15 protein-coding genes are annotated in these 17,961 nt (G+C 39.0%); 4 read left to right on the top strand and 11 right to left on the bottom strand.

Features of this window, described 5'->3' with window-relative positions; translation table 11 throughout:
* Positions 1–106 precede the first annotated feature (106 nt).
* Positions 107–3,097: a tetratricopeptide repeat protein gene (locus tag ACOALF_RS02555; RefSeq protein WP_419241869.1), complete on the top strand. Its 2,991-nt coding sequence runs from the start codon at positions 107–109 to the stop codon at positions 3,095–3,097.
* A 40-nt stretch (positions 3,098–3,137) separates the two neighbouring features.
* On the opposite strand, the gene ACOALF_RS02550 is transcribed toward ACOALF_RS02555, so the two are convergent.
* From ACOALF_RS02550 to ACOALF_RS02540, 3 genes are all read right to left on the bottom strand, one after another.
* Complete coding sequence (locus tag ACOALF_RS02550) at positions 3,138–5,786, bottom strand: BamA/OMP85 family outer membrane protein (protein ID WP_419241868.1); 2,649 nt, start codon at positions 5,784–5,786, stop codon at positions 3,138–3,140.
* A 155-nt stretch (positions 5,787–5,941) separates the two neighbouring features.
* Positions 5,942–6,988 (bottom strand): tRNA preQ1(34) S-adenosylmethionine ribosyltransferase-isomerase QueA, encoded by a 1,047-nt coding sequence (gene queA / locus ACOALF_RS02545; protein ID WP_419241867.1) that lies wholly within the window; start codon positions 6,986–6,988, stop codon positions 5,942–5,944.
* Positions 6,989–7,089: 101 nt separating this feature from the next.
* Positions 7,090–7,755, bottom strand: a complete 666-nt coding sequence (locus ACOALF_RS02540) for a hypothetical protein (RefSeq protein ID WP_419241866.1) — start codon at positions 7,753–7,755, stop codon at positions 7,090–7,092.
* A gap of 439 nt (positions 7,756–8,194) precedes the next feature.
* Here ACOALF_RS02540 and ACOALF_RS02535 point away from each other — a divergent pair, with 439 nt between their 5' ends.
* A complete protein-coding gene (locus ACOALF_RS02535) occupies positions 8,195–8,560 on the top strand; it encodes a YraN family protein (RefSeq protein ID WP_419241865.1) in 366 nt (121 codons plus the stop codon).
* A 108-nt stretch (positions 8,561–8,668) separates the two neighbouring features.
* Here the strand turns inward: ACOALF_RS02535 and ACOALF_RS02530 are convergent, their stop codons facing one another.
* Positions 8,669–9,043: a hypothetical protein gene (locus tag ACOALF_RS02530; RefSeq protein WP_419241864.1), complete on the bottom strand. Its 375-nt coding sequence runs from the start codon at positions 9,041–9,043 to the stop codon at positions 8,669–8,671.
* Positions 9,044–9,510: 467 nt separating this feature from the next.
* Here ACOALF_RS02530 and ACOALF_RS02525 point away from each other — a divergent pair, with 467 nt between their 5' ends.
* A complete protein-coding gene (locus ACOALF_RS02525) occupies positions 9,511–10,362 on the top strand; it encodes a hypothetical protein (RefSeq protein WP_419241863.1) in 852 nt (283 codons plus the stop codon).
* A gap of 327 nt (positions 10,363–10,689) precedes the next feature.
* Here ACOALF_RS02525 and tsf read toward each other — a convergent pair whose 3' ends face one another.
* The 5 genes from tsf to ACOALF_RS02500 form a co-directional block, all read right to left on the bottom strand.
* Entirely contained in the window at positions 10,690–11,523 is an 834-nt protein-coding gene (gene tsf, locus ACOALF_RS02520; protein WP_419241862.1) for a translation elongation factor Ts, read from the bottom strand.
* A 46-nt stretch (positions 11,524–11,569) separates the two neighbouring features.
* Positions 11,570–12,613, bottom strand: a complete 1,044-nt coding sequence (gene rpsB / locus ACOALF_RS02515) for a 30S ribosomal protein S2 (protein ID WP_419241861.1) — start codon at positions 12,611–12,613, stop codon at positions 11,570–11,572.
* A gap of 80 nt (positions 12,614–12,693) precedes the next feature.
* Entirely contained in the window at positions 12,694–13,083 is a 390-nt protein-coding gene (gene rpsI / locus ACOALF_RS02510) for a 30S ribosomal protein S9 (RefSeq protein ID WP_419241860.1), read from the bottom strand.
* 10 nt (positions 13,084–13,093) lie between these two features.
* Complete coding sequence (rplM, locus tag ACOALF_RS02505) at positions 13,094–13,543, bottom strand: 50S ribosomal protein L13 (protein ID WP_419241859.1); 450 nt, start codon at positions 13,541–13,543, stop codon at positions 13,094–13,096.
* 216 nt (positions 13,544–13,759) lie between these two features.
* Complete coding sequence (locus tag ACOALF_RS02500; RefSeq protein ID WP_419241858.1) at positions 13,760–15,022, bottom strand: M16 family metallopeptidase; 1,263 nt, start codon at positions 15,020–15,022, stop codon at positions 13,760–13,762.
* A gap of 157 nt (positions 15,023–15,179) precedes the next feature.
* Between ACOALF_RS02500 and ACOALF_RS02495 the strand changes: the two genes are divergently transcribed.
* On the top strand, positions 15,180–15,875 hold the full coding sequence (locus ACOALF_RS02495) for a ComF family protein (RefSeq protein ID WP_419241857.1): 696 nt from the start codon (positions 15,180–15,182) through the stop codon (positions 15,873–15,875).
* 8 nt (positions 15,876–15,883) lie between these two features.
* On the opposite strand, the gene ACOALF_RS02490 is transcribed toward ACOALF_RS02495, so the two are convergent.
* Both ACOALF_RS02490 and ACOALF_RS02485 read right to left on the bottom strand, forming a co-directional pair.
* Positions 15,884–17,071 (bottom strand): SUMF1/EgtB/PvdO family nonheme iron enzyme, encoded by a 1,188-nt coding sequence (locus ACOALF_RS02490; RefSeq protein ID WP_419241856.1) that lies wholly within the window; start codon positions 17,069–17,071, stop codon positions 15,884–15,886.
* Between the two features lie 416 nt (positions 17,072–17,487).
* Positions 17,488–17,937: a hypothetical protein gene (locus ACOALF_RS02485; RefSeq protein ID WP_419241855.1), complete on the bottom strand. Its 450-nt coding sequence runs from the start codon at positions 17,935–17,937 to the stop codon at positions 17,488–17,490.
* Between the last annotated feature and the right edge of the window lie 24 nt (positions 17,938–17,961).

The following is a 17,961-nucleotide window of genomic DNA, read 5'->3' as shown; positions in this document are numbered from 1 at the left end:
ACAATAGTAAGATAAAATAGAAATCCATATTTTGGGCATATGAAGTATTCTGGTCATCTTTATAGATGAAAAAATACTAACTTTTGCATTTAACCTAATGATACCCATGATACAACCTATCTATGCTCTTAGCTTCATGGCCATTGTGCTAATGGCTATCCCTTTTAAAGGATTCTCTGTGGTTAACAACCCATCTGGTCGATGCCCACAGTCCATCTTTCATGAAGGTATGTTGTTTTTGAACCAACATCAATATGCAACTGCTCAAAAATATTTTGAAGCCTATTCAAATAGGCAAGGCAAGAAGTATCAGCAAGAAAAAGCCGCCTACTATGGTATAGTAGCTGCTTTAGCCAATAGAGACCCGCATATAGCAACCCTTTTACAGTATTTTATAGTACGATACCCTACCAGTGCATATATAGAAACCGTTCGGTATCATCTGGCAACATTCCTTTCTGAAAAAGGTCTTTTTGATAAAAGCCGCTCTTTATACCAAAAAATTAAACCAAATTGCTTACCAGCTAAAGCGCGCGCAACCCTTCCATATGCAATAGGCAATGCCTATTTGCAACTAAAAGATTGGGTAAATGCAAAAAAATACTTTGCAACCATTCATGATATAAATCATCCTTATTACTATCCTGCCCAATTACAAATGGGCTATATAGCTTTTGAAGAAGGAGATTACGATGGTGCCCTTAAAGCCCTAGAAAAAGCGAATAAACCATATAAACTAGAAACCAAAAGTTTAATTTTAAAGGTATACCATAAAGCCGGCAAATTTGAAGCATTGCTGGACTATGTACAAAGCTGCCCATCATCCTCTCTTGGCAAACAAGACCATCTGCTTATTGCAGACGCCTACTTTTTTCTCAAGCAATACCAACCAGCCATTATCCACTATCAAACGGCCTTAGAGGGAGCTGATCCAGATAGAACCACCTCCACTAAGCTGGGTTATGCCTTATATGAGACGCAACAATATGCCAAAGCAGTGGATTGTTTTCAGCGGCTCTTCTACCAGAATGACCATGCCCATCAAATGGCGGCCTACTACGTTGGCCTTATCTATGAAAAAAATGGAGACACACAAAACGCAATAGATTGCTTTTCGACAGCTGAGCGGTTAAAGTTTGACCCTACAATAAGCGATTTTTCCGCTATTAAGCTTGCAGGCTTGCACTACCAACAAGGCTCCCTTAGAGCAGCTATAGAAAGGATAACTGCTTTTATTGCAACCCACCAAGAAAGCAAACACCTTTCCACTGCACAAGCCCTACTGGTAGCGTGCTATTATAAAACAAAAGCCTACCAACTGGCTATAGATTATATAACGGCGCTCCCTTATAAGACAGAACCGCTCTTACGGTTATACCAAAAAGTACTTTTTTACCAAGGTATAGAAGCATATAATAAAGGCAGCCTAGATAATGCTATAAAATGCCTCACACAATCGATCCTTTTTCCCTTTGCGCCATCCCTCGTTTTACAAGCTCAGTTTTGGTTAGGAGAAGCCTTTTCTGCGCTTGGGAGATATGACAAAGCATTAAAATGCTATACGCAATATATGGAACAAGGCAGTTTAAATACCCTCTATTATGCGCAAAACCTATATGGCCTAGCCTATGCCTATTTTAACACAGGCGATTACACCGCTGCCGCCAAAACCTTTGAACAATATATAGCCATTACCCAAAAACAAGCTGGTTCTACCCATTATGATGCAACCCTTCGTTTAGCGGATTGTTATTATGTAAAGAAAAATTACCAAGAAGCACTTAATCTATATGCACATGTGTATACCTACCATCCTGCCCATGTTCGTTACCAAGAAGCTTTGATTTATCACGCACTAGGCGACACACTTCATGCAGATCGTTGCCTACAAAAAGTATTCACAAACCATGCAGAAACCAAATATTATGAAAAAGCATGCTACCATAAAGGCTGTACCATATTCAATGCAGGTAACTACGAAGCAGCCATTCAATCATTTAGCCATCTGATTCAAAGAGATGTAACCAGTGACCTACAGCCAGATTTATTAATGAAACGGGCCCTTGCTTATGAAAATCTTCAAAGATATGAAGCTGCTGCTGCGGACTATACAGCCATTTTAGACCAATACCCTACCCATCCCCATGCAGAAAGTGCTTTAATGGCCCTATCCAACCTATTTGCTGCACAAGGCACCCCTGAAAAAACAGATAAATATTTTAAAAAGTATGACCATATAGCGCAAAAAATGACTACCCATTCCGATGAGCGTACGATTGACGCAGCCAGGCAGCTCTTTTATAATCAGGCCTATGGTAAAGTATTGCAACAACTTGCCGAATTTGATAAAAAGTATCCAGAAAGTCCATTGCTGTCAGAAGCCTACTTTTTAATGGCAGAAAGCTATTATAGGCTGCAAAAACAGAAACTGGCTATAGGCTATTATAAAAAAGTAGTAGCTAGCTGCCCAACGCGTTTCCATAAAAAAGCATGGTTAAGAATGGCTGATCTTGCCTACCAAGCCAAACGTTTTCAAGAAGCGATTACCCATTACCAAAAACTGCAAAATATGCAGCTGACCAACAAAGAATACCATCAAACCTTAACGGGACTTATACAAGCTAGTTTTAGACTAAAACAATATGAAATAACCACACCAGCTTGCTTGCAATTATTGAACAATCCTAAGGAAGCACCGGTTGAAACCATGCAACAAGCTTCCCTTTACCTAGGAAAGGTAGCCATGCAGCGATCAGAATACAAACGTGCTAAAAGTCATTTTTTAAAGGCCATTAAACCGTTGGATACGCTTACTGCAGCAGAAGCACAATATCTATTGGCCCATACAGAATGTAAACTAAAAGCCTATAAAGCCTCCTTACATAGCTTATTTGATCTAATCGAAAAATTTCCACATAATACGGATTATATAGATGGTGCCTTTTTACTGATGGCAGATAATTACATCATGTTAGGCAATCTTACACAGGCCAAAGCTACCTTGGACTCTATGGTTAGCAAATCAAAAAATAAAAAGAACATTGAACTGGCCAAACAGAAAAAAGCCAAAGTAGTCTCTAAACTTAAAAACAGCTGAATAGATACTACAGCTGAAATGAAACGATACCATATATTTTCTAACGCATAGCAGGGCCAATTGTGAAGTGATATTCAAAAGAGCTTTTGGCACTGCGAATATCTTTTACAGGATCTAACCTGTAGGCAAAATCCAGGCCAAGCATTGGTATAATGGGTATAGGCAAACTAAGACGAACGCCACCACCTATAGATTTTTTGATGTTGGATAGATTAAAATTTTTATAATGCAACCAGCTATCCCCTATATCCATAAATCCCAATAGATAACAACAAATAGGCGCAAGCATAAGCGGATAACGCAACTCGGAAGCAAACTTATTAAATAAAACACCCCCCTTTATCTTTCTTGTATAATCTACTGGGGTAAGGCTATCATTTGGATAACCACGTAGCGAAACAACATTACTGCCCAATAGACTGCTTGACATATCAATTGATGTTCCACCCAAATAAAAGCGCTCAAAAGGTCCGATTGCACTGTTAGAGAGACTGTGTAAAAATCCAGCATGACCGCGAAAGTGCAAGACACAATTACCGAACAAACGTTTAAAGTAATAAACATCTGTTATAAATTTTCCATATTCCTTAAAACGTGGCATACCTTCTACTTGAGCAGAAGCATAGCCAAACAAAGCATAGGGAGGCGTCAACGTTAAAGCGTTAGACCACTCCCATCCAGCAGTAGGATAATGTGGATGATTTATACTAGAATGGTTTAATGAAAATTCTAAAGAAAAATCATGCAAAACGCCTGATCTTTTCTTGTGATCTTCTAATAATGGATAGTGTTGGTAAGTATGGCGGTGGTAACCTATACCCAAATGGGTTGCCCAATATCTAGCAAAGTGTTTGCCTAAACCTATTCGGCCACCCATTGAGGAAATTTTACTTTTTACATCTTGTTCCCCAACTGGAAATATATTTAAGAATACCCAGTCGTCTAATAGACTCCTGCGTGTATCGGAGGAGGAAACCTTTTGATACGCACTATCGAAACTAATAGAAAATATATAACGGCTTTCCCGCAACCAAAGCCAAGGTTCTTGAAAGGAAAAGCTAAAATTTTTGTAATCCTTGCCCTGCAGTTCAGCTTTTAGATGGAGGTTTTGCGCCGCTCCTATCGGGATTTTACCTCTAAAGAGATTCTGTAAACAAACATTATTCGAACCAAGTGCAATCCCGGCTACAATACCCATGCCATTGCTATAACTCCCATTGAGTTTAAGATCAAACTTAGGTTGTTCTTCTACCGAATAGATAAGGTCTACTGTACCTTTAGCTTCATTTGGCCGTATATCTGGGATTAACTTTTCAGGCTTAAATAATTCCAACATGTATAAGTTGCGTAAAGACTCTTGCATAAGTCTTTGGCTATATTTCTCTCCAGGCAATGTCCGGAGTTCACGGCGAATAACGTAATCATGGGTTAATGTATTGCCTACAATATCTACTTGGCCGATTGTGACCTGTTTTCCCTCTTGAATTCTAATTTCTAAGTCTATCTGATTGTCTTCTATACCGGTCTCAACAACTTCTGCACGGAAAAAAAGATAGCCATTATCGGTATATAAATTATTAATGGTTAAATCTGTAATCCCAGGAGCCAATCGGCTTTTGATATAAATCGGATCATATAGCTTTCCTGGCTTCAAATTGAGCAACCTATTTAGGGTCTCGTCACTATATAGATAATTGCCAATCCATTTGACATGACGAAGCATATATTGTTTGCCCTCTTTAATATTTAAATGCACATTGAGCTTACCAGCAGTAACAGGCTGCAAGCGTTCTTCTATAATAGCTACATCTCTAAACCCTTGTGACTGATAAAAACGCAGAAGCTCTTTTTTAGCTTTTAAATATTTTTCTTCTGTAAAAACAGATGGAAACAAACAAACATGACTAAGAAAATAACGTTTTACATCCTCTATCGTCTTAGGCAAGCTTAACAGGGTACCACCTTTTCGAATGGATACAAGGGTAATGCTTTTCTTTAAAATATCCTTAACAAGTGTAAAGCGAGGTCCTTCTTTGAGCGCTTTCATATGATATGTTAAGAGATTGGCATCTAAATGCGCATTGCCTTGAAAAATAATCTTATGAATGGTACTTTTTTGCCCTTTATCTATCTTAATTTTTAAGGCCACTTTCTTATCCATTGCTTCACCGGGCATCAACGCTGTAGAAACTTGAACTGCTCTAAATCCCTTTTCTAAAAAGATTTTTTTAATCTTAGTAGTTATTTTTTGAAGAAAAAGCGGCGATAATGCCACACGATTGCCTATGGGTACTTTTTCAAGAAGCGCTTTTTGTTCTTTTTTGCTTAACCCGTCTAAGGAATAGCTGGCCAACTGAGGATATTCCTCTACACGAATCACAAAATTCGCTAAACCATTTGCTTGATCAACCTGATCTAAATAGATTTCAACAAATTTGATGCCATCATGTTTGGCTATTTTTCGAATCGCATTACGAATTTGTCCAGTTGATGGATCAACCCTTGCGCCCTGTTGTAAACCAGAAAGCGCAATCAACAGATCAGCCTCTACCAACACATTGCCCACTACCTCAACCTTACGTACAGCATAACCCGTTGCACCAAAAATAGGCTGTACTAATCCTAGACATAGGCAGAACAGGCAAAACAAACGTTTAACTTTTTTAATACTTATATCTATCATTATCATAACAAGCAGAATAAACTTATAGGGTTCCTTTAGAAATCAAGCAACCCACTACAACCATCTGGCGTCCAGCTTCCTGTTAAGGGTTAAAAAATATAGGCCACAATAACTTTTTTCGAATATAGGAAAATATGAGCGGTATAGCACCCTGCCCTAATCTATATAATCAACATAGAATCGCCATATAAGAAAAATCGATACCGTTCCTTTATAGCTTCGGCATAGGCAGTTAAAATCAACTCCTCTCCGCCAAAAGCAGCTACACCAACCAAAGAGATAGAAGAAGGAAGATGAAATGTAGTCAACAATGCATTACACACTTTAAAGGAGCAAGAAGGCAAAATAAATTTATTGGTCCAGTCACTGGCTTCTTTTAGCTGACAAGAGACCGAAACAGAAGACTCTATAGCCCTTAAAACTGAAGTGCCCACAGCACAAACCTTTTTTTGATGATGCAAGCTTTCATTTACCACCTTTGCGGTTGCTTGGGTAATCATAAAACGCTCAGAAGAGGCCCTTACCTTGGTGAGATCTTCCATATCAATCGTACTTAGCTCACCTAAACCAATGTGTAATGTAATGGGTACAACAGAAATGTTCTGTAAGGCCAAATATTTCAATAAATAAGGGGTAAAATGCAACCCAGCAGCTGGCAATACAATACCGCCTATATTTTGTGCAAATATGGTCTGGTAATAGGTTCGATCTTCTGGTTTGGAAGGACGCCCTATTTGATGCGGCAAAGGCATATGACCAATCTGGTTAATTAGTTCATAGAATTCTGCTTCTGTTCTATCAAACAATAATTTAAGGGTGCGGCCGCGCGAAGTAGTATTATCTATAATTTCAGCTACCAGTTCACCATTGCCAAAATAAATTTTATTGCCTATTCGGATTTTACGTGCTGGCTCCACAATGGTATCCCATAAACCATGCTCATCGTTTAATTTGCGCAATAAGAGTACTTCTACTTGTGCGTTGGTCTTTTCTTTACAACCATAAAGCTTACAAGGTAAAACTTTAGAGTCATTGACCACTAAAGTATCTCCGTCACTAAAATAGGTGGGCAGATCTTTAAAGGTTTTGTGCTCTATTTTGCCACTATCTTTATGTACAACCATTAAACGTGCCTCTTCTTTTGCCTCAATGGGGTATTGTGCAATGCTATGCGCTGGCAGTTCAAACTTAAAATTTGATAATTTCATAATATTATATATATATTTAAAAAAGATTAGCCTCCCTTTTACAGACTGGTTTGGTCAGATGTACTGGCTTACGATCTACCATATAGTTACCCTTTAACCATTTACGCATGTTTAGAACCATTGCACATGCGTATGCTATTAAAATAAACACAGAGGTCAAGGCAAACAAAGTTATTATGACAATAACAGTCTATTCGACCATTATTTGAACCTTTCTTATACATCACGCCAGGCACATCCCAACAATAACTTAAACCCAAAGCCAAGCTATTGGTGGGGCTAAAATCATATCTTACCCCACCACCTAAAAGGATAAAACAGCCCAACGGTCGTTTCGTTAAAAAAGCCGGAGCACCTGACTGCGAGGGTAGAGTGACTCTGCTTGGCAGATTAATAGAGGGTATAATGCCTAACTTAAAATAGATACTGGTGTCAAGCATCACCTCACTAGTATAAAACCTGCATAGGACAGGTACCCACACATAACGTAAAAAATAGGCTTCATCTACAGAGGAGGTCAACTCAACCGCATCACGCGCCAATCCAATATGGCCTAAGGCATAAGAAAGACCTAAGCTAAGACTACAATGCTCCTGTAATGCAAGATGATAGGCAGCACCAAAATGGATCCTTACCGCACCTCCTTTATCATAGGGAGTCGGCTGCATTTGGCTATATACCCTATTGGTAGCGTAAGAAGGCGAACACTCCGCACTAAAACGGCCAGGCAATGCCATAGCAATACCATGCCCGATTGAAAAACACAAAGCTAACATTACAACCCTCCTCATAGGGAACTAAATTACAGCTATTTTATGGTAAAAATAAATTTATATTTATTTAAAAGGCGCGCTTTCCTTTTTGGGGACAACGCAGCCATATGGATACCAATCACCAAAATGAAGGGAAATCTATAGGTCCTATTCAGTGATATATAACAAATGGAACAAGCTTTTTTTACTTAATTTTATGATATAAATTGATGATCAGCAAAAAAACATTTGTACAAAACAAAAACAACGCAACACCTAGTATGGCTTTAATAGCATTAAATTAAAAGTTACAATATCGGAATAAGTATATTTATTACCAATAGTTTTTTATTATTATAGCCTATTGAAGTAAGATAGCGCAGACAAAACTAGTGCGAACGATTTTTTATGTTTAGATGGATGATGCGCATATAGCATACCACATTTTAAAACTATGCCCACAGAAAATATTGCGCAAGACTTTGGTCAATATGCAGAAATGGTTGCAGCAGATTATTTGGCCCAAAAAGGCTTTACCATACTAGCCCAGAACTTTCGTTACAAACGCTTTGAAATAGATCTTATCGTTAAAAAAGGAAAATTGATTGTCTTTGTTGAGGTAAAAGCACGCAAAAATAGTTTATTTGGAAACCCAGAAACCTTTGTAAACCAAAAGAAAATTCGTGCACTGCGCTTAGCTGCCGCACATTACCTGCGCATCCAAAATAGCGTGCAAGCCATACGTTTCGATATTATCGCTGTGCTAGGAAGCAAAGAACAAGTGACTGAAATTGTACACTTAGAAGATGGATTTTATTAAAAAAAAAAGGAGCCTGTTCAAGTCAGTGGTAAAACAGGTTTAAAGTTTCTACTGAACCAGTTAATCCATCGAGTTGCCGTTACTGCTATGCAGATTCAATCCATTGGATTACAATACTAGGCTATTGCGCATTAACCTTGGTGCTACAGTGGTTAGCCCTGTCGTTGTATTTGTTGTCTCCTTCATTACATCCGAATCTGCTGACGCAGCATAGAAATACAACTTTGTCGCTCCTACTCCTATGCCTATTCCTAATGAAACAAATAGCACGCCACGTCCTACCCAATACAATTTTTTTTTCCAGTCCACATTACATAATTTTTCAGATTCATTTTCCTGCACAGACAAACCCATTTTGATCCTTTGCGCCTGATATGTATCTAAACTTAACGTCCGACCTGTATGTACACAAGAAGACAATGTATATAGACTAAGCAACGAGATAAACAGACCTGTCTTATAACGTGTATATGTTTTTTTCATGGTATCGATTTTTTAATGGCATTTTATAATCAGTACTAATCAAAATTATTGCAATGCATATTCTGAAATAGGTATAGCCTATCCAAATTGCTTATCTACTTTCATGCGCATATCATAATTAAACAAAGTAAAAACAGAAAACTGCATGAAAAACAATGGAACAAATCTATTCACTTGCCTTTCACTTTAAATGATTTTATTTGTATTTAATAAAAAATAAATACAATTCCAAACAAAACAAAAGGTATATTTGGATAATTACAGAAATTTACATACCATCCATTAAAGGATATAAGATGATGGATGCATATATCACCTTAGGACCGCATAGCCACATACGTTTTCATAAAGCATTATGTTTCACAGTATAATAATTAGATAAAGCATGGAAACAACAAAAAACAAAACGATAGAAGGGATAAAAATCTTAACAAACGGTTCATTGTACTGCGCACTACTGGTTTCAGTTGGATGCGGCAGTTGGTTCAAAAAAAAAAGAGGATACACAAACCCAATTACCTACCATAAAAACAAGGCTACTCAAAGCGATAGATCATGAAACGGGTAAAGGAGGTATAAAAGAAGGTGTAATAAATACAGCTTATGAACTAGATGGCGATGAAAATAGCATAGATAAAAATAAAAATATAAATATAAATCCACCCAATACTAAGGATAACCAAGACAAAAAAGACCATCCACCAAAACAGCTACCAAAAATGCTTCAAACGGATTTAGGGGATAGGAATGCAATCAACAAGCAACTTGCTCCAGGGAAAAATGGCGACCTTAAATCGAGTACAGATAATGGATTAGATGGATTAGACAAATCAAAACAAAGGCTACATCGCGACAGCCCAACCGCACCAAACCCGTTCAACAGGCATACAAATGATCACAATGGACAAGGCAATATAACACTCAGGTCAAACGAGCAACTGGATAATTTAAACCCTTCATCAAAACCATTGGAAAATACAAAAGAATACAACACAGAACCAACCCAAAATATATCACCTCGACTACAAGAACTTCAAAGAAAAATCAATAAGATAATAGCTAAAAAAGATGAATGCACTATGCTATGCAAAAAAAAGGCAGAACAAAAACAACTGCTAAAGGATATAAACACATTCTGCAATGAAAACAATGTGAATGATGAAACTTTTGTAAAGATATTCCAGGATAACTCAGAAAAAGAACAAGAAGCGTATATAAAAATTACTTTCAAAACGGCAGATGACTACATAGAAAAATTAGAAAGCCTTATTCAGCGTAAACAAAAAGGACAAAGGACAAAGCAAAAAAGAAGAAAATAAATGATTAAAGCAGGAAAAGCCTGTTTCCCGGCTGAAAGGGAGGGATTTCTGTAGCTTTTTCCAAGGGCGTGTTTTCCCTAATTTTTAGGAGGTTTTGTCTTGCTTTGGGCATTATAGCCTACCAGTAGCCTAGCGCATAGGAACAGCCTATAAAGGCAAAAACTGACAGCTGAAGTGTAAAAAACAGGTGACGATGAACCCTGTCAGATAAATAAATAATTTTTAAAGTTTAAGTGAAGAAAGAGGCGTCATATTAGTAATCATTTTAAATTGATTGCATGCTACTATAACAATAAAAAAAATAGATAAACGAAAAGCATAAAAAAACTATACCCCCACACCAATGCGCTTGAATGCGGTAACAATCAAAAACGGGGCAATGGTTTGAAGATATTGGGCTACGGTTAATTTGCTATTCTTGACAAATGGCTGCTGCAATAGCGTATTTTCTTGAAAAAACTTATGCAACCTGCCCTGGGTTATTTTCGCTGCTTTTTCGCCTTCATAACCTTCATCTATCAGTTGTGCTTGTATAACGGCCGATTCTCTTTCTACTACAGCTGGGTCTACTTGATCTTTATCAACGGCTACTGGATTCATAGCGGCTATTTGCATGGCTACATCTCTACCTGCAGCCAATACCTGTTCGCCCTGGGCGCCTTCTAAGGCGACCAATACGGCCAATCGATTGCCTGTATGGATGTAGGGAACCGTTACTTGAGCGGCTAAGGTCTCATAGGTAGAAATAGTAATTTTTTCACCAATTGTTCCGGTAGATGCCATAATCGCCTCTTGCACAGTACCCTTACCCAAAGGCAAGACTTCTAATGCGGCTATGGAACTAGGCCGATGTGTTGCGGCAACTTCTAAAATGGCTTTACCGAGTTGCAGGAATGATTCGTTTTTAGCGACAAAGTCAGTCTCACAGTTCAATACCAACAAAAAAGAGGTGCTATTGTCCAAACTGGCACAAGCAAAAACAGCTCCTTCGCTTGCATGATGTGCCGCGCGATCTGCAAATATTTTTTGCCCTTTCTTTCTAAGCAAATCAATGGCTTGTTCAAAATCACCCTCTGTTTCCACCAATGCTTTTTTACAATCCATCATTCCTGCACCTGTTCTTTGCCTTAGTGCAGCTACATCTTTTGCTGTAATGACCATATACTTTTTTATACAATAGGCTAATAGACCTCTAATGAGTTAATGATTACTTTTCTTTTTCCGACTGATCCTTAGGTGGCGCAGTAGCTTGTATCGCCTTTTCTGACGGACCCTTAGGAGGAGCTTCTGCTGCTACTTTTTCTTTGGTTACAGGGGCAGAAGGCTTAGCCCTAGCAGGAGCCGCTTTCTTAATGACCACACCCTGTACGACTTTGATGCCCCGTCTAGGCGCAGGCTTATTGGCTGCATTACTGGCAGGCTCTTCTTCTTTTTTAGGAATGGCCTCCGCTTTCTCTTTTTTATAAGCAGCAATGCCTTCCTTAATCGCGTTGGCAAGATAACGCACTACAATGTCAACAGAACGGAATGCATCATCATTACCAGGAATAGGGAAATCAATAACATCTGGATTTGCATTGGTATCCACAAGGGCAAAAACAGGAATACCCAGTTTTCGAGCTTCCTCAACAGCAATATGTTCTTCCTTAATATCAATTACAAATAGTGCAGATGGCAGCCTGGTCACACCAGCCAATCCTTGTAATATTCTATTAAGTTTTTCTTGCTCTCGCGCAATGACCAACCTTTCTTTTTTTGCCAAGTTTTTATAGGCAATGGTATGCATGTTTTTTTCTATGGCAAGCATCCGCTTTAATAGCTTTCGAGTATTTACAAAATTAGTAAGCGTACCGCCAAGCCACCGTTCGGTAACATAGGGCATACCTAAATCTTTTGCGGTCTGCTCTACGGAAGCTTTAATCTGCTTTTTAGTAGCTACAAACAAAATCTTTTTACCAGCTTGTGCCATTGCATTTAACTGTAAAGCAGCACCCTCCATACAGGCAATCGTTTTGTTCAAATCGATGATATGTATGCCATTTTGCTTCATAAAAATGAAGGGAGCCATTTTAGGATTCCACTTTCTAGTCAAATGACCAAAATGGACACCAGCATCAAGTAGTGTTTTGAATTCTAGTTTTATCATTATGGATAACAACAAATAATAACTATGACAATAGACCACCTGCGAAACGCTAACTTCTGCTGGTAATTTGCGCGTCAGATCCGATGCGCAAATCTTCATATACATTTAGTACGCTCCGGTTTTGCACGCCGTTTTTCCTACAAATTACCGGACATAAACGCGTTTTGCAGACAGCCTAATTAGACCTAACGTTTTGTAAACTGGAATTTCTTTCTTGACTTTTTACGGCCATATTTCTTACGCTCCACGACTCTAGCATCCCTGGTTAAGAAGCCTTCTTTTTTAAGTATAGGTCTATTGTTTTCTAAGTCTAATTTACAAAGTGCCCTAGCAATACCCAAGCGAATGGCTTCAGCTTGCCCACGCAATCCCCCACCAACAACGTTAACTTTTAGATTAAATTGACTGGCTATAGCTAACTTTTCGAGCGGCTGCTTAACAATTAAGCTAATTTCTTCTACTGGGAAATAATCTAAAAGCGTCTTGTGATTAATTATAATGTCTCCTGTGCCCTTCACAAGATATACCCTAGCTACGGCGGTCTTTCTTCGACCTACTGCATTGACTGTTTCCATCCGTTAATAATTAGTACTTTAAGGTAATTGGAATTGGTTTTTGAGCGGTATATGGATGAAGTGCGCCTTCACAAACATGCAAATTGTGAAACAATCTTCTCCCTAATCTATTTTTAGGCAACATACCTTTTACAGCATGCTCGATCACACGCTTTGGCCTAGTCGCCTGAACTTCTTGCGGTGTAGCACGCTTTAACCCACCAGGATAACCCGAATAAGTGGTATAGGTTTTTTTTACCCATTTATTACCTGATAAAGCTACCTTGCCCGCATTTAAAACGATCACATGATCCCCTCCATCTACATGGGGTGTAAAATCAGGCTTATGCTTTCCACGAATGATGTATGCAACCTGACTTGCCAATCTACCCAACGGCTGCGATGAAGCATCAACAACAACCCATTGCTTGCTGACACTCTGCTTGTTAGCATATTTTGTTTTATAACTGATATAATCCACGCTTCTTAAAGAAAAGTTGAACCAACAAAAAAATTTGAGGGCCGTATAGAAAAAACTAAAGGCCTCAAATATAGTTTCTTATTGCATCAAATGCAAATTAAACAAAAACGGAGCCAGTAATGGCACCCACTTAAAGAAAATGGCATGCTGCCTTTTCGCAGCGCTGAGGCGCCACAATTACAAATAGCCTCCTGACATATATAAAGTACAGGTGCATTAACGGACCACCACTTCTGTAAATGAATCTAAAGATAAGTATTTTTGCGCTAAGTTTCTAACTTCTAGAGGGGTTATATTGCGAACCTGATGGTAAAATGCCACATAATAACTTTGATCGAGTCCATGCAGATAGGCGGTTTGAAACTTTTGCATGATGGAAAAAGGATCGTTAATGGTCGTTAAAAAATGGCCTAGTAAATAATTTTTAACATTTTGTAAGGCCTCCTCTGTAACGGGCTCATGCTGCAATATTTCTATTTCTTTATAGATTTCTTGGATGGTTTGCTTGGTCACTTCTTGGGCTACTTCTGTAGAAATGGTCAGGTAACCAGCTTGTAGCAAGGCTACCATATTGGAATAGATGCCATAGGTATAGCCTTTGTCTTCTCGAATATTCCGCATCAACCGAGAACCAAAATAACCGCCTAATAGGGTGTTGACGACAACCATGGGTAAAAAATCTGCTTCCTGCTTGACCAATAGTTTTTTACCGATTACAATGGCGGACTGCAAATGTGACCCATCGGCTAAATCTATTTTTTCAGGCAGATTACCAGATGGAATTGGGTCTACTGGCAGGCCGCTTTTAACGGACAAATGGGCTAGGGATGCTTTGATGCGTTGTAAGGCTACCGGAGTGACTTGGCCACTGACAAAAGCCGTACAATCGTTAAAGAATGTTTGCGCATAATGGTGGCACAAATGGTCCCGTTGAATGTGGGCTACATCTTGTACGGTTAAATGGCTACCATATGGATGTGCTGCTGTAAAAAGCGCTGTACAAAACCGCTTATAGGCTACCTGATTATTCTTTTTATCGGCCATTTGAATGGCTTGCGTTTTTACATTTTTTAGCAATTGGAGTGGCTTTTCGGGAAAACTAGGGGTCAATAGTAGTTCTACCAATAAGTCTAACAGTGGATCAAGGTGCTTAGCAAGCGTGGAAAGAGAGATGGTGCAAAAATCTCTCTGTACACAGGTACTAATGGTTGCGCCATAATAATCAATAATCTGCGCAATGGCTTGCGTATGCTTGGTGGCTGTACCCTCTAATAACATAGCGGCGGTAAAGTAAGCTGCACCTGGATGCAACTCATAGCAACTACCAGATTTAAAAATCAATTCTAACGCTATAATGGGCTGATGGCCAATATTTAAAAGATAAAGTGGAACCTTATTCTGAAGCATATGCCTTTCTGTCCATGGAAAATCAATGGTTTCAATCTCTTTAAACTTGGGTGGAATGGTTCTGTCGAGCATAAAAAAAATACTTTATCAACTATATCAATTATTTTTTTCTTTAAATTAAAATTTTTTCTGCTTTCTGGCAACACGAAACAAGAAAAGTTTAACAACTTTTTGCATTAGACCTCTTTCGAAAGCGAGTTTCGAAAACTAGGATATAGATTGCTTTACCATGAAACGACTTATAGCGGGACTACTAGATTTGCTTTTTCCACCCATATGCGTAGGATGCAACGGTAAACTTGTGCAAGGCGAAAAATGGGTTTGCACCATTTGTTTCGGTTCATTTCCAGAAACAAACTCCCATAAGCTAGCAGACAACGCCATTGTAATCAACCATTTTTTAGGTAAAACGCATATCGCCTATGGGTTTTCGCTTTACAGGTTAAGAAAGAAAAGCCATCTTGCGCAAGTACTCTTTGCCATGAAGTATAAAAACCAACCCAAAATTGGAGAGATGCTCGGGCAATACTATGGCCAGATTTTAAGTGAAACGCTGGCCATGGAAACAATCGATGGCATCGTAGCAATTCCTTTGCACCCCAAAAGGTTCAAAGAACGGGGGTATAACCAAAGCGATTTCTTTGCAAAAGGGCTTTCGGTTTCATTAAAAACTCCGGTATATACAAAATGCATAGAACGCATCCGCCATACGCCCTCTCAAACCACCAAAAACAAGAAAGAACGTATCGCCAATCTTGAGGGTGCCTTTCAAGTAACAGCACCAGCTTTACTATCAGGCAAACGCCTGCTACTGGTGGATGATATCCTCACTACAGGGGCTACACTAGCATCTTGCACCAATGCACTTTTAGCAGCAGGTGCAGCGGAAGTCAGCATTGCAACCATAGCTGTAGTAGAAGCATAAAACAGCCATTAGCGGCCTAAGCTAGAAACCACACATCGGAACCCAATTGTAGCGGTCGCACTATCTTTATGCAAATAACGCCGGGTACCTATTTGTAAAAAATAGGCGGAATCTGCCCAAGAACAACCCTTGTAAACCTTATTATTTTCATTCCGAGGAGCTTTATCTTGATGGCCACCACTATGACCTAACGCTGCACCACGTACAACAGGGTTTAAGTCACCTGAATTTTGTAGGGCAAGTGGGTCGTAGGTATCACTGACCCAGCAACAAACATTACCGACCATATCATAGATGCCCAGATCATTTGGAGGATAGGCATAGACGTAAGAAGTAGGTGCCGCATGGTCAGACTCACCCGCCATACCCTTATAATTGCCCTTTCCCCGCTTAAAATTAGCTAAAAATCGGCCATTTTTTCCCCTCGGAGAGGGGCTATCCCAAGGGTAAACACGTTGATGGCGCTGTAAATAGTCTATACTAGCTACACCAACTATGGCACGTGCAGCGTATTCCCATTGTGCTTCACTAGGTAAGGTAAATGTAACAGATGTATTGGCTACTTCTGAATGTATATCCTGATAATTGAGCGAGGTTGGTTCCGCTTCATGCCCCTCAACAGCGCGCTTTGCGCTATATTTTTCAATCTCTAGCTCTTGAAATTTTTTGGTACGCCACTTACAATATTGCATAGCTTGCTCCCAACTCACTCCCACAACAGGGTAGTACATAAACTGAGGCGCATCTAAATAGCTTTCTAAATAGGGATCATTGTAGCTAAAGCCCTCTAAAAGAGCCTGGTGATTGGGTATAGCCGCTTTATATGCTTCTACCAAACCGCTCTTTTGCAAATCATATAAATACTCTCTATAGTCCAAATTGGTAATAGGTGCTTTGTCTATGTAAAAAGAAGTTACGGTAACCGGTTTGGTCGCACACCCCCCTGTACCCAGCTTATCTTCCACTAAATTACCCATGACCATGTAGCCTCCTTCTATATAAACCATACCTGGAATAGGTGGCGCTTGCTTAGAAGGAACTACAGAAAGCGTATCTGATTGGTTAAAAGCACGCCCTGTCGTCAAGCTTACTTTACCTGGACGGGCACTAGTAGGGTGCTTTTTGGCATAAGCTGTAATCCACACCAAACCAAATAATGTAAAAAAATAGCCTAATCGGGAAATAGGAAAAATCATAGCCATACCAATAGTTTTGCGGATAATATATAAAAAAAATTATTTTCGACCACTAAAGACAAAAGAGTGCCGAATCCATAAAAATATACAAAAAGCGTGAATAGGAAAAAGCCATTAATAAAAATATGCTTTCTTTGTATCTATTCACACATGCCCCTCTCGCTTGCGACCGCCGATACTTGACGCAATGGGATAAATGGATACGAATTTTATACATATTTCAATAAAGTGGGTAAAAAATTACGGTTTGCAAACTAAATAATAGTTTAGAAGCTTTAATCCAAACCATAACTTTCTGTTCATCTGATTCCGATAATCCAAATTGTATCCTTACATCTAGAAAATTAGAATCTGATCTACAAACCCAAATAAGCTGATTTGCTAATCAGATTTAAGGATAGAGTGCCCAATCACAACTAAGGATGCCTATAAAAAACCATAGCCATATCATCTTGCTTACCCCCTATAAGGTGTCCATCAACTGCTCCATAGCGCGCTGTAAATCCATCTTTCATGTAACGCGCCGTTCTATCACCAGCTTCCAACGCCTTAAAAAAGGCTTTCCCAAAAGGGCTTATTTTATCTAGGTCTTTACTATTCTTCAATGCTATGTTTAGTAGATCCTTCACCATTATTTTTGGATCCGGATTGACATGCTCAATCATTTCTTTATCATCTACATTACCGGTCACCCCATCTGAAACCAATGCCACAAGATCTCCGCTCTTTAACGCAAATTTTTTGCAGACAAATCTCGTTATAAGTGGTCGACCGAGTAGATCTGGATCGCTTGGATCTAGATCGAATTCACACCCCATATAGCGTACATGGAGATCATTAAATGCATATACTGAATACATCAACATTTGGAAGTGTGTAACTGCAATTCT

Origin of the sequence: Cardinium endosymbiont of Nabis limbatus (assembly GCF_965196625.1) — a bacterium.
Classification (GTDB): domain Bacteria; phylum Bacteroidota; class Bacteroidia; order Cytophagales; family Amoebophilaceae; genus Cardinium.
This window is presented reverse-complemented; position numbering and strand designations above follow the sequence as displayed.

Bases quoted from the DNA above. Each gene is read 5' to 3' on its own strand.
- ACOALF_RS02555 (WP_419241869.1), top strand. From the start codon at position 107: ATGATACAACCTATCTATGCTCTTAGCTTCATGGCCATTGTGCTAATG.
- ACOALF_RS02550 (WP_419241868.1), bottom strand. From the start codon at position 5,786: ATGATAATGATAGATATAAGTATTAAAAAAGTTAAACGTTTGTTTTGC.
- queA (WP_419241867.1), bottom strand. From the start codon at position 6,988: ATGAAATTATCAAATTTTAAGTTTGAACTGCCAGCGCATAGCATTGCA.
- ACOALF_RS02535 (WP_419241865.1), top strand. From the start codon at position 8,195: ATGCCCACAGAAAATATTGCGCAAGACTTTGGTCAATATGCAGAAATG.
- ACOALF_RS02530 (WP_419241864.1), bottom strand. From the start codon at position 9,043: ATGAAAAAAACATATACACGTTATAAGACAGGTCTGTTTATCTCGTTG.
- tsf (WP_419241862.1), bottom strand. From the start codon at position 11,523: ATGGTCATTACAGCAAAAGATGTAGCTGCACTAAGGCAAAGAACAGGT.
- rpsB (WP_419241861.1), bottom strand. From the start codon at position 12,613: ATGTATATGAAGATTTGCGCATCGGATCTGACGCGCAAATTACCAGCA.
- rpsI (WP_419241860.1), bottom strand. From the start codon at position 13,083: ATGGAAACAGTCAATGCAGTAGGTCGAAGAAAGACCGCCGTAGCTAGG.
- ACOALF_RS02500 (WP_419241858.1), bottom strand. From the start codon at position 15,022: ATGCTCGACAGAACCATTCCACCCAAGTTTAAAGAGATTGAAACCATT.
- ACOALF_RS02495 (WP_419241857.1), top strand. From the start codon at position 15,180: ATGAAACGACTTATAGCGGGACTACTAGATTTGCTTTTTCCACCCATA.
- ACOALF_RS02490 (WP_419241856.1), bottom strand. From the start codon at position 17,071: ATGATTTTTCCTATTTCCCGATTAGGCTATTTTTTTACATTATTTGGT.
- ACOALF_RS02485 (WP_419241855.1), bottom strand. From the start codon at position 17,937: ATGTTGATGTATTCAGTATATGCATTTAATGATCTCCATGTACGCTAT.